11 protein-coding genes are annotated in these 12,293 nt (G+C 58.5%); 1 reads left to right on the forward strand and 10 read right to left on the reverse strand.

From position 1 onward, the window contains the following. Positions 1–36: 36 nt before the first annotated feature. The 7 genes from HBH25_RS17685 to HBH25_RS17715 form a co-directional block, all read right to left on the reverse strand. The gene (locus HBH25_RS17685; protein WP_168085261.1) at positions 37–933 is read right to left on the reverse strand and encodes an ABC transporter permease subunit; all 897 of its coding nucleotides are present in this window, start codon (positions 931–933) and stop codon (positions 37–39) included. Then, positions 930–1,811 carry an ABC transporter permease subunit gene (locus HBH25_RS17690; RefSeq protein WP_168085344.1) on the reverse strand — a complete coding sequence of 294 codons (882 nt, stop codon included), beginning with the start codon at positions 1,809–1,811 and terminating at the stop codon, positions 930–932. The genes HBH25_RS17685 and HBH25_RS17690 overlap by 4 nt, the downstream gene beginning before the upstream one ends. A gap of 35 nt (positions 1,812–1,846) precedes the next feature. Further along, a complete protein-coding gene (gene potA, locus HBH25_RS17695; protein ID WP_168085262.1) occupies positions 1,847–2,989 on the reverse strand; it encodes a polyamine ABC transporter ATP-binding protein in 1,143 nt (380 codons plus the stop codon). A 55-nt stretch (positions 2,990–3,044) separates the two neighbouring features. Continuing rightward, the gene (locus HBH25_RS17700) at positions 3,045–4,139 is read right to left on the reverse strand and encodes a polyamine ABC transporter substrate-binding protein (protein WP_168085263.1); all 1,095 of its coding nucleotides are present in this window, start codon (positions 4,137–4,139) and stop codon (positions 3,045–3,047) included. Positions 4,140–4,317: 178 nt separating this feature from the next. Continuing rightward, a complete protein-coding gene (locus HBH25_RS17705) occupies positions 4,318–5,415 on the reverse strand; it encodes a polyamine ABC transporter substrate-binding protein (RefSeq protein ID WP_168085264.1) in 1,098 nt (365 codons plus the stop codon). 99 nt (positions 5,416–5,514) lie between these two features. Beyond that, complete coding sequence (locus HBH25_RS17710; protein WP_168085265.1) at positions 5,515–6,879, reverse strand: aspartate aminotransferase family protein; 1,365 nt, start codon at positions 6,877–6,879, stop codon at positions 5,515–5,517. 45 nt (positions 6,880–6,924) lie between these two features. After that, positions 6,925–8,283 (reverse strand): glutamine synthetase family protein, encoded by a 1,359-nt coding sequence (locus tag HBH25_RS17715; RefSeq protein ID WP_168085266.1) that lies wholly within the window; start codon positions 8,281–8,283, stop codon positions 6,925–6,927. 646 nt (positions 8,284–8,929) lie between these two features. Here HBH25_RS17715 and HBH25_RS17720 point away from each other — a divergent pair. Next, positions 8,930–10,306 (forward strand): glutamine synthetase family protein, encoded by a 1,377-nt coding sequence (locus tag HBH25_RS17720; protein WP_168085267.1) that lies wholly within the window; start codon positions 8,930–8,932, stop codon positions 10,304–10,306. Positions 10,307–10,457: 151 nt separating this feature from the next. Here HBH25_RS17720 and HBH25_RS17725 read toward each other — a convergent pair whose 3' ends face one another. Genes HBH25_RS17725 through ssuC form a run of 3 tightly spaced genes read right to left on the reverse strand, consistent with a single transcriptional unit; the run spans position 10,458 to position 12,286 of the window. After that, on the reverse strand, positions 10,458–10,673 hold the full coding sequence (locus HBH25_RS17725) for a TOBE domain-containing protein (RefSeq protein WP_168085268.1): 216 nt from the start codon (positions 10,671–10,673) through the stop codon (positions 10,458–10,460). An 18-nt stretch (positions 10,674–10,691) separates the two neighbouring features. Then, a complete protein-coding gene (ssuB, locus tag HBH25_RS17730) occupies positions 10,692–11,501 on the reverse strand; it encodes an aliphatic sulfonates ABC transporter ATP-binding protein (RefSeq protein WP_168085269.1) in 810 nt (269 codons plus the stop codon). Continuing rightward, positions 11,498–12,286: an aliphatic sulfonate ABC transporter permease SsuC gene (gene ssuC, locus HBH25_RS17735; RefSeq protein WP_168085270.1), complete on the reverse strand. Its 789-nt coding sequence runs from the start codon at positions 12,284–12,286 to the stop codon at positions 11,498–11,500. The genes ssuB and ssuC overlap by 4 nt, the downstream gene beginning before the upstream one ends. Positions 12,287–12,293 lie beyond the last annotated feature (7 nt).

A 12,293-nucleotide genomic window follows, 5' to 3' on the forward strand; every position in this document is an offset into this window, starting at 1 on the left:
ACCCTACCCCTGCCTACGGCTATTGAACAAGCACCTTCAGGCCGAAACCACTTCAGGCTTGGCGCGACGCGGGTCTGGCTGGGACGAGTTGGCTACGGCCGCTTCCTCGACAGCCTGCTGAATGGCCCGGCGACGGCGCTCTTCAGCACGGCGACTGAAGAACCATACAAAGAACGTGAAGACAGATACCACCAGCAGAATAAGGCTGGCGATGGCATTGATCTCAGGCTTCACGCCCAGGCGTACCTGCGAGAACACTTCCATGGGCAGCGTAGTGGAACCCGGGCCAGCCACGAAGCTTGCCAATACCAGGTCGTCCAGCGACAGCGCGAAAGACATCATGCCGCCTGCTGCCAGCGAAGGCGCGATCATCGGGATGGTAATCAGCAGGAACACCTTCCAAGGCCGCGCGCCTAGGTCCATGGCCGCTTCTTCGATGGACAGGTCCAGTTCACGCAGGCGCGCCGAGACCACCACGGCCACATAGGCCGCACAAAAGGTGGTGTGCGCAATCCAGATGGTGGGCACCCCACGCTCCTGCGGCCAGCCGATCACCTGTGCCATGGCCACGAACAGCAGCAGCAATGACAGGCCAGTGATCACTTCAGGCATCACCAGGGGCGCCGTGACCAGGCCACCAAACAGGGTGCGGCCCTTGAAGCGAGGTACACGCGTTAGCACAAATGCCGCCAGCGTTCCCAGAATGACCGAGGAGATGGCAGTGTAGGTGGCAATTTCCAAGGAACGGAAGACAGCACTCATCAACTGGTCGTTGTGCAACAGCCCTTGGTACCACTTCACCGACCAACCGCCCCACACTGTTACCAGCCGGGAGGCGTTGAACGAGAAAATCACCAGGATCAGCATGGGCGCATAGATGAAGATCAACCCTGCCCACAGCATGAAGGTGGAGAACCGGAAACGAGACGTCATAGCTTGCCCTCCAGCTCTTTGGCCTGGCTACGGTTGAACAGCAGGATCGGAATGATCAACAGCACCAGCATTACGACTGCCAATGCGGACGCCACCGGCCAATCGCGATTGTTGAAGAACTCCTGCCATAGCACCTTGCCGATCATCAGGGTTTCCGGGCCACCCAGCAGCTCAGGAATCACAAACTCGCCTACCACAGGAATGAACACCAGCATGCAGCCGGCGATGATGCCGTTCTTCGACAGCGGCACGGTGATTTTCCAGAAATTGTTGAAGCGGCTGGAGCCTAAGTCTGACGCCGCTTCAAGCAGGCTCTGGTCGTGTTTCACCAGGTTGGCAAACAGGGGCAGAATCATGAATGGCAGGTACGAATACACCACCCCGATGTACACCGCCAGGTTGGTGTTCAGGATCTGCAGAGGCTGATCGATCACGCCCAGGTACATCAAAAAGCCATTGAGCAGGCCGTTGTTGCTCAACAAGCCCATCCACGCATACACGCGGATCAGGATGGCCGTCCAGGTGGGCATCATGATCAGCAACAGCAGAACCGTTTGGGTCTCTTTCTTGGCAATCGACATGGCATACGCCATGGGATAACCAATCAGCACGCACAGCAACGTGCTGAAGAACGCCATTTTCAACGAACCGAAATAGGCCGCGAAATAGAGGTCGTCGTCGCCCAGCAACAGGTAGTTGGCCAGGTTGAGGGCGATGTTGATCTTGCCTTCGGCGTACTGCCAGATGTCCGTGTAGGGCGGAATGGCCACGTCGGCTTCGGCAAAGCTGATCTTCAGTACAATGAAGAACGGCAGCATGAAGAACAGGAACAGCCAGATGAACGGCACACCGATCACCCATTGCCGGCCGCCGGGCACCCAGCGGTTGTAAATGCGCTTGATCTTTTTCCGGTTCATGAACGAAGCACCACGCCGCTGTCGTCTTCCCACCACACGAACACTTCATCGTCCCAAGTAGGCCGGGCCCCGCGGCGCTCGGCGTTGGCCACGAAGGATTGCACGATCTTGCCGCTAGGCAGCTGCACGTAGAACACCGAATGCCCGCCCAGGTAGGCAATGTCATGCACCTTGCCACGGGACCAGTTGTGCTCAGTGGTAGGCTGTTCGGTGGTCACCAGCAGTTTTTCCGGCCGCAGGGCGTAGGTCACGCTCTTGTCTTCGGCCGCCGTACTCACGCCATGGCCCACATAGATGCTACGTTCAAGCTCTGGCGAACTGATCAAGACATAGCCTTCCATGTCCTCGACCACTTGGCCTTCGAACAGGTTGACGTTACCGATGAACTCGCACACCAAGCGGCTGGTAGGCGTCTCGTAGATGTCCACCGGGCTGCCGATCTGAGCAATCCAGCCCAAGTGCATGATCGCCACACGCTCGGCCATGGTCATGGCCTCTTCCTGGTCGTGGGTCACCATCACACAGGTAACGCCTACGCGCTCGATGATCTGCACCAGCTCCAGCTGCATTTCCGAGCGCAGCTTCTTGTCCAGGGCACCCATGGGTTCGTCGAGCAACAGCAGCTTGGGCCGTTTGGCCAGGGAGCGCGCCAGGGCTACACGCTGGCGCTGCCCACCTGACAACTGATGTGGCTTGCGCTTGGCGTACTGGGTCATGTGCACCAGCTTGAGCATTTCCGCTACGCGCGCATCGATTTCGGCGCCAGGCATCTTGTCCTGCTTCAGGCCGAAGGCGATGTTCTGGGCCACTGTCATGTGCGGAAACAGCGCATAAGACTGGAACATCATGTTGATGGGCCGCTTGTAAGGCGGCATGTCGGTGATGTCCTCACCGTCCAGGAAGATCCGGCCTTCCGTGGGCCGCTCGAAACCGGCCAGCATGCGGAGCAAGGTCGACTTGCCCGAGCCGGACCCGCCCAGCAGGGCGAAGATTTCGCCCTTGTGGATCTGCAGGGAAACGTCGTCTACAGCGACCGTTTCATCGAATTTCTTGGTCACCCGATCGATCTTGACCAACACCTCTTTAAGGTGCTGCCCGCCTTCGAGGGCTTTCTTGTAGGCACTGGAGGCAACGGCCATCAACGAACTCCCAACTTGTTCACGCGCCCGCCCAGGGTGGCGGGCAAAAGGTTAATTACTTGCCTGTCTTGATGCGCGTCCAGGAACGGGTCATCAAGCGCTGAATGTTTGGCGGCAGCTCATGGTTCACATACGCCTTGTCGAGCACGTCCTGTGGGGGGTACACCGCAGGGTCTTCGCTTACGGCCTTGTCCATGTCAGCTCGCGCCTCGGGGTTCGGGTTGGCATAGCCCACGTAGTCGCTGACCTGCGCGATCACCTTAGGCTCAAGCATGTAGTTGATGAAGGCATGGGCGGCTTCCACGTCCGGCGCATCTGCAGGAATGGCCAGCATATCGAACCAGAGGTTGCCGCCTTCTTTTGGAACGGAATAGGCAACGTTCACACCGTTCTTGGCTTCCTTGGCACGGTTGCGCGCCTGGAACACATCCCCGGAGAACCCGGCGGCGATACAAATGTTGCCCGCTGACAGGTCGGTGATGTACTTGGAGGAGTGGAAGTAGCGAATATAAGGCCGAACAGCCAACAACTTGGCTTCTGCCTTTTTGTAGTCATCGGGGTTGGTGCTGTTGGGGTCCAGCCCCAGGTACTGCAGAACGGCGGGCATCATCTCGTCCGGGGAATCGAGGAACGCTACGCCACATTTCTGCAGCTTTTTCATGTTCTCGGGCTCGAACAGCACAGCCCAGGAGTCGATCTTGTCTGTGCCCAGCGCAGCTTTCACCTTGGCCACGTTATAACCGATACCGTTAGTGCCCCACAGGTAAGGCACGGCGTACTGGTTACCCGGATCGTTGGCTTCCAGCCGCTTCATCAGTGCAGGGTCCAGCTTGTTCCAGTTCGGCAGCTGGCTGCGGTCTAGCTTCTGGAATACGCCGGCTTTTATCTGCTTTCCAAGAAAATGGTTGGACGGCACCACTACGTCGTAACCGGTACGCCCCGCCAGCAATTTGCCTTCGAGGGTTTCGTTGGAATCGAACACGTCATAGGAAGGCTTGATACCTGTCGCTTTCTCGAAGTCGGCCAGGGTTGTCTCGCCAACATAGTCGGACCAGTTGTAGATCTTCACCTGCCCTGCTGCCTGGGCGCCGATTGCAAGGGCCAGGCCGGTGGAGAGCAGGATCGCTTTGCCAATTAGGGAGTGAGACAAATGTGTATCCTCTCGAAACGTGTTCTTTTCAGACGGCGATCGACCGACCAGAATGCGAAACCGGCGCGCAACTTACCTTCCATGAAGCGATTGGGCAAAATGAATTCTTTAAAAATCCGAAGGATAAGTTCGGTTGCCTGCCCGCCAAGCGGCGGACAGGCCTCCAAGCCGACCGGTTTTACTTGCCCGACTTGATCTTGGTCCAGCTACGGGTCATCTCGCGTTGAGTGGCCGCAGGCAGGTCCGAAATCGCGTAGAACTTGGCTTTCACGTCGTCTGATGGGTAGATGTTTGGGTCAGACTTGATCGCCTCGTCCACGAACTGAGTGGCCGCCTTGTTACCATTCGGGAACTGAACAGCGTTGGTGATTTCAGCCATCACTTCCGGCTTGAGCAGGAAGTTCATGAACTTATAAGCACCCTCGACGTTTTCGGCATCCTTGGGAATGGCCACCATGTCATAGAAGGTGCCTGCGCCTTCCTTGGGAATGGTGTAGCTGACCTTCACCTTGCCGCCCGCTTCTGCCGCACGGGACTTGGCCTGCTGTACGTCACCCGAGTACCCCACGGCCACGCAGATGTTGCCGGTGGCCAGGTCCGAGATGTACTTGGACGAGTGGAAGTACGTGATGCTGGGGCGAATGCTCAGGAACAGGTCTTCAGCCTTCTTCAGCTCATCTTTCTTTTGGGTATTGGTTGGCAGGCCCAGGTAATGCAGTGCCACAGGCAGCATTTCGGTCGGTGAGTCCAGGAAGCTCACACCGCAGGATTTAAGCTTGGCGATATTCTCGGGCTTGAGCAGTGTGTCCCAGGAATCGATCTTGTCCACGCCCAGCGCGGCTTTGACCTTCTCAGGGTTGTAACCGATACCGATAGTGCCCCACATATAGGGGAAGGCATGGGCGTTGCCGGGGTCGCTGGCGTCACCTACCGCTTTGAGCAGCGACTCGTCCAGGTTTTTCCAGTTAGGCAGCTTGGCCTTGTCCAGCGCCTGGTAGACGCCAGCCTTGATCTGCTTGGCCAGGAAGTTGTTGGACGGCACCACAATGTCGTAACCGGACTTGCCCGCCAACAGCTTGGCTTCCAGGGTCTCGTTGCTGTCGAACACGTCGTACACCACTTTGATGCCCGACTCGTCTTCAAATTTCTTCACGGTGTCGGGTGCGATGTAGTCCGACCAGTTGTACACATGAAGCACCTTGTCGTCAGCGTGCACTGCCCCGACTACGGCCCCCATCAATGACATGGCGAGCAGTGTCTTGCCAAATTTCTTCATCCGTCATGCTCCAATTTTTTTGATAACCACCTGTTGGGCGTCGGCGCCTTACCCGTCGGGGGTACGCTCCATCAAGCGCACCGCCGCACAGCCTAGCATTTAGCCATGGACTGCATTAAGCGTAAGGTCCAGGCACATGCGCGCTTTGGTCACTAACTCGTCGATTTCTTCGCGGTTGATGACCAATGGCGGCGCAATGATCATGGTGTCGCCCACAGCGCGCATGATCAGCCCGTTGTCGAAACAGAACTGCCGGCAGATCATGCCCACGCCTTGGCCTTCGTACCGCTGGCGGGTTGCCTTGTCTTTCACCAGTTCGATAGCGCCAAGCATCCCCAACCCCCGGACCTCGCCTACCAACGGGTGGTCTGCGAGTTCCCGCAGGCGCTTTTGCAAGTACGGTGCCGTTTCAGCTTTAACCCGCCCTATGATGTTTTCGTCATGGAGCAGTCGCAAATTGGCCAGGCCAACGGCCGCAGCCACCGGGTGGCCAGAATAGGTAAAGCCGTGATTGAAGTCGCCGCCCTCGCTGATGACCTTGGCCACGCGATCCCGAACGATCACACCACCCATGGGTACATAGCCGGAGGTCAGGCCTTTGGCAATGGTCATCAGGTCTGGCTGCAGGCCATAGTAATCACTGCCGAACCACTCGCCAGTGCGGCCGAAGCCGCAGATCACTTCATCAGCCACAAACAAGATGTCGTACTTGGCCAGGATTTCCTTTATGCGCGGCCAGTAGGTGTCCGGCGGAATGATCACGCCACCAGCGCCCTGAATCGGCTCGGCAATGAATGCGCCGACCTGGTCCACGCCTAGCTCCAGAATCTTCTCTTCCAGCTGGTTTGCGGCCCATACCCCAAAGGCGTCGGGCGACAGGTCGCCGCCTTCGCCGTACCAATAGGGCTGAGCAATGTGCACGATACCCGGGATGGGCAGGTCGCCTTGTTCGTGCATACCGGACATGCCGCCCAGGCTGGCACCGGCGACGGTCGAACCGTGATAGCCATTGACGCGGCTGATGATGGTCTTTTTCTGCGGTTTGCCTTGCAGTGCCCAATAGTGGCGAACCAGCCGCAGCACCGTATCGTTGCCTTCGGAGCCGGAGCCGGTGAAGAACACATGGCTCATGCCTTCAGGCGCCACATCAACCACGGCCCTTGCCAGTTCCAGCGCAGGTGGGTGAGCGGTCTGGAAGAACAGGTTGTAATACGGTAGCTCGCGCATCTGGTTGGCCGCCGCCTGCACCAGTTCTTCACGCCCGTAGCCCACGGCGACACACCACAGCCCTGCCATACCGTCGAGGACCTTGTGGCCCTCGCTGTCCCAGAGATGGACACCCTGTGCCTTGGTAATGATGCGCGGGCCTTTCTCCTTCAGTTGTTTGTAATCACTGAAGGGCGCCAGGTGATGATCACTGCTTAGGGTTTGCCACTGCTGGGTTTGTGGGTTGTTGTTGCTCATGCTTGCCTCCTGGGCCGGCCAGCCCTGCAGGCTGGCCGGTGATGATCAGACCGCGAACAGCAGGAATTCCCGTTCCCACGAACTGATCACGCGTTTGAAGTTTTCATGCTCTGCACGCTTTACTGCCACGTACCCGGTCACAAACTTGCGACCCAGGTATTTCTCGATGATCTTGCAGTTTTCCATCCGCTCCAGCGCATCCTCAATGGTCAGCGGCAGGCGCAGGTTGCGGCGCTCATAACCACGCCCATGAACCGGCGCACTGGGCGGAATGCCTTCTACCATGCCGATGTAGCCACACAGCAGGCTGGCAGCAATGGCCAGGTACGGGTTGGCATCCGCACCAGGCAGGCGGTTTTCCACACGTCGGTTCTGCGGGGTGGCGTCTGGCACGCGCAAGCCAACTGTACGGTTCTCTTCGCCCCACTCCACGTTTACCGGGGCCGAGGTATCTGGCAGGAAGCGGCGGAACGAGTTCACATTAGGTGCGAACAAGGGCAGCGATTCAGGGATGTACTTCTGCAACCCGCCCACATGATGCAGGAACAGCTGGCTCATGGAGCCGTCTTCGTTGGAGAAGATGCTCTTGCCTGTTTCCACGCTGACCACACTCTGGTGCAGGTGCATGGCACTACCCGGCTCGCCGGTCATGGGTTTAGCCATGAAGGTTGCGGCCACGTTGTGCTTGAGCGCGGCTTCACGCATGGTGCGCTTGAACACCACGATCTGGTCCGCCAGCGCCAGGGCGCTGCCGTGACGGAAGTTGATTTCCATCTGCGCCGTGCCGTCTTCGTGAATCAGCGTATCGAGGTCCAGGTTCTGCAATTCGCACCAGTCGTACACGTCCTCGAACAAAGGATCGAATTCGTTGGCGGCTTCGATGGAAAAGGACTGACGACCGGTTTCTGGCCGGCCGGAGCGGCCAATGGGCGGCTGCAGGGGGAAGTCCGGGTCGTCGCAGCGCTTGGTCAGGTAAAACTCCATCTCCGGCGCCACAATGGGCTGCCAACCGCGGTCGGCATACAACTTGAGCACTTTCTTGAGCACGTTGCGAGGAGACAGCTCGATCGGGTTGCCCTGCTTGTCATAGGTGTCGTGGATCACCTGCGCAGTAGGTTCGATGGCCCAGGGCACTAGGAACACAGCATGCTCGTCCGGGCGGCAGAGCATGTCGATGTCGGCCGGGTCCAGCAGCTCGTAATAGATGTCGTCTTCTACATAGTCACCCGTCACGGTCTGCAGCAGCACGCTTTCCGGCAGGCGCATGCCCTTTTCGGCAATGAACTTGTTGGTCGGCGAGATCTTGCCGCGGGTAATGCCGGTCAGGTCGCTGATCAGGCATTCAACTTCCGTGATCTTGTGTTTTTTCAACCAATCAGTGAGCTGGTCGAGGTTGGTACTCATAAATACCTCAGGAGGTAAGGGCCTGGCCTGGAGAAGGCCTGGTGTGTTTGACGCCTGTGCGTCAGCGTGTGATGCGCGGTGCTCGAACATACCTTGCGCGCTGCAAGCGCCCAGGCTGGTATGCACTGTAGAGTGTTGAGGCCCTGTGCTACAGGCGCGCCTGTGCAGCAGCCGACCGGCAGGGCAGCCGGGCACGCAGGGGCGACTTCTGGCAGTATGGTAATACGAACAGGGGAATATTCGGGGCACGCTGCGGTCGAGCCACAAGCGCTGTGGTGATAGTGTGTTGCTGTACCGGCCAGCGGCTGCAAAACATGCAGTGGCCCTGCAAACCAGGCATTTGCGCCGAAGCGAACCAGGCGTGCCATGATACTCCCCGTTATTGTTGCTGTTCTGGGATGGAGCCGAGCTTAGCGTCGTTCAATTTTTTACACAACACCCTGTAAAAAATTCGGCACAAGCCAAAAAAGGAGAGTTGCAACGTGTTGAATAAACTATCGGAAAACGCACCTTAAATGGGCAATCAGGCCAGAAATGCCTTGTAAAAAGGCGCTCAGAGGCCCGCTTGACTTCGTATTGGCTTTCGGATTGACTGAGACTGCTGTAAGCCAATGATTGATATTTTTAACAACAAAGGTGTTGCATCATGTCGGTACCCCCGCGTGCCGTTCAGCTTAACGAAGCGAACGCATTCCTTAAGGATCATCCTGAGGTTCTGTACGTTGACCTTCTAATTGCAGATATGAATGGTGTAGTGCGTGGCAAGCGCATTGAGCGCACCAGCCTGCACAAGGTGTACGAAAAAGGCATCAACCTTCCAGCATCCCTCTTCGCACTGGATATCAATGGCTCCACAGTAGAAAGCACAGGGCTAGGGCTGGATATCGGCGACGCCGACCGTATCTGCTACCCCATCCCCAACACACTCAGCAACGAGCCTTGGCAGAAGCGCCCTACCGCGCAGTTGCTGATGACCATGCATGAGTTGGAAGGCGAACCGTTCTTCGCAGACCCTCGCGAAGTACTGCGCCAAGTGGTGCAGAAGTTCGACGACATGGGCCTGACCATTTGCGCGGCCTTCGAGCTTGAGTTCTACCTTATCGATCAGGAAAACGTGAACGGGCGCCCCCAGCCGCCACGCTCCCCCATTTCCGGTAAGCGTCCACAATCGACCCAGGTCTACCTGATCGACGACCTGGATGAATACGTAGATTGCCTGCAGGACATCCTCGAAGGCGCCAAGGAACAGCACATCCCTGCAGACGCTATCGTGAAGGAAAGCGCGCCGGCACAATTCGAAGTGAACCTTCACCATGTGGCCGACCCGCTCAAAGCGTGCGATTACGCGGTATTGCTCAAGCGGCTGATCAAGAACATTGCCTACGACCATGAAATGGACACCACTTTCATGGCCAAGCCGTATCCAGGGCAGGCAGGCAATGGCCTGCACGTTCACATTTCAATATTGGACAAGGACGGCAAGAACATCTTCACCAGCGAGGATCCCGAGCAGAACGCCGCATTGCGTCACGCAATCGGCGGTGTGCTCGAGACCCTGCCGGCCTCCATGGCCTTCCTCTGTCCGAATGTGAACTCATACCGCCGCTTTGGCGCGCAGTTCTATGTGCCCAACTCCCCGACCTGGGGCTTGGACAACCGCACCGTGGCCCTGCGTGTACCTACAGGCTCAGCCGATGCGGTGCGCATTGAACACCGCGTGGCTGGGGCCGATGCCAACCCGTACTTATTGATGGCAGCGGTACTGGCGGGTATCCACCATGGCCTTACCAGCCAATGCGATCCGGGCGAACCCCTGGAAGGCAACGCGTACGAACAAACAGAGCCCAGCCTGCCGAACAACCTGCGCGACGCACTGCGTGCGCTGGACGACAGCGAAATCATGGCCCGCTACATCGACCCCAAGTACATCGATATTTTCGTGGCTTGCAAGGAAAGCGAACTGGCAGAGTTCGAGCACTCCATTTCGGACCTGGAGTACAACTGGTACCTGCATACGGTGTGATGCCTTATGCAGGCTGGCTCCCCGCTCCCACAGCCGCTATGTCACGTGCTGTGGGATCGGTTGGAGCCGAAGGCGGAGGCGGGGAACCTGCCGTAACGCTGTCATGTGCAGCCGGCTGTCAGGCCCACCTTCGCCCGCTGCGCCCATGAAGTCACAGCTTGGCGATCGACACCTCAGTAGACTTCACAAAGGCGATCACTTCGCTGCCCACGCCCAGTTCCAACTCTTTTACCGAGCGCGTCGTGATAACAGACGTCACGATACCTGAAGCCGTCTGTACATCGATTTCCGACAGCACCGGCCCTTCGATGATTTCTTTCACGGTGCCTTTGAACTGGTTGCGAACGTTGATGGCTTTAATGGTCATGGCACTTTCCTCGTAACATCAGTAGGCCCAACGCAATTGCGTAGGCAGGGGCGTTTCGGGTGCTTGCGGTGCTTCCTGGCCGGGCAGCAACAGCACACGGTCCAGAATGCGGGTTTCAATGTCGGCCAAGGCATGCGAGCCCCGTTGGCGAGGCCGCGGCAGGCCTACTGCTACGTCCAGGCCAATGCGGCCTTCCTCGATCAGAATCACACGGTCCGCGACTGCCACAGCCTCAGACACGTCGTGGGTTACCAACACAACCGTAAAGCGGTGTTGGGCCCACAAGCGTTCGAGCAGCTGTTGCATTTCAATACGGGTGAGCGCATCCAGGGCCCCCAAGGGCTCATCGAGCAGCAGCACGCGAGGTTCATGAATCAGCGCGCGCGCCAAGGCAACACGTTGCTTCTGCCCACCGGACAGCGCTGCAGGCCACTCTTTGGCGCGGTCCGCCAAGCCCACGGCATTCAGGGCCTCCAACGCCTTGGGCCTCCAGTCGCCTTTCAACCCCAGGCCCACGTTTTCGATCACGGTTTTCCACGGCAGCAGGCGTGGTTCCTGGAACATCAGCCGCGTGCTGTCACGCACGGCATCCAGGCGGGCCTCCCCGCTGTCCAGCCGGCCACTGCTGGGCTTGTCCAGGCCGGCCAGCAAACGCAGCAAGGTACTTTTGCCACACCCGCTGCGCCCCACCACTGCTACGAACTGGCCTGCGGGAATGTGCAGGTCGATGCCTTGCAATACGTGGCGATCGCCAAAGGTCTTGGTGAGCTTGGCCACGTCCAGGCCAATGCCACGCAGGAAGTGAGGCGTTTCGTTCAGGATACTCATGCTCGGCCCCCCTTCGTTTGATAGGCCGGGTGCCAACGTAGCCATACGCGCTCCAGGCCACGAGCAGCCAGGTCTGCCAGCTTGCCCAGTACCGCGTACAGCACGATGGCCAGCACGACTACATCGGTTTGCAGGAATTCCCGTGCGTTCATGGCCAGGTAGCCGATACCGGAGCTGGCAGAGATGGTCTCGGCCACGATCAAGGTGAGCCACATAAAGCCCAGTGCAAACCGCACCCCAACCAGGATGGACGGCAGCGCGCCGGGCAGGATCACCTGCCAGAACAGCGCAAAGCCGGACAGCCCATAGCTGCGTGACATCTCCAGCAAGGCAGGGTCTACGTTGCGGATGCCGTGGTAGGTGTTCAGGTAGATGGGGAACAGCGTACCCAATGCGACCAGGAAGATTTTTGCCGACTCATCGATGCCGAACCACAGGATGACCAGTGGAATAAGCGCCAGGTGAGGGACGTTGCGAACCATCTGCACAGAGCTGTCCAGCAACCGTTCACCCCAGCGCGACAGCCCGGTGACAAAGCCCAGCGCAAGGCCTATGGCGCCGCCGATGGAAAAGCCCACTGCCGCACGCCAGCTGCTGATGGCCAGGTGCGTCCAGATTTCACCGGAACGTACCAGTTGCACACCGGCCTCCAGCACCGCGCTGGGCGCCGGCAGGATGCGCGTAGAAAGCCAGCCTGCGCTGACTGCTAGTTGCCAGGCCGCCAGCAGCAGAACGGGCAATGCCCACGGTGCCAGCCTGTCGGCGACCTTGTTTGAAATACTCATGCCACCC

It is taken from the genome of Pseudomonas quercus (assembly GCF_012033695.1).
GTDB lineage: Bacteria > Pseudomonadota > Gammaproteobacteria > Pseudomonadales > Pseudomonadaceae > Aquipseudomonas > Aquipseudomonas quercus.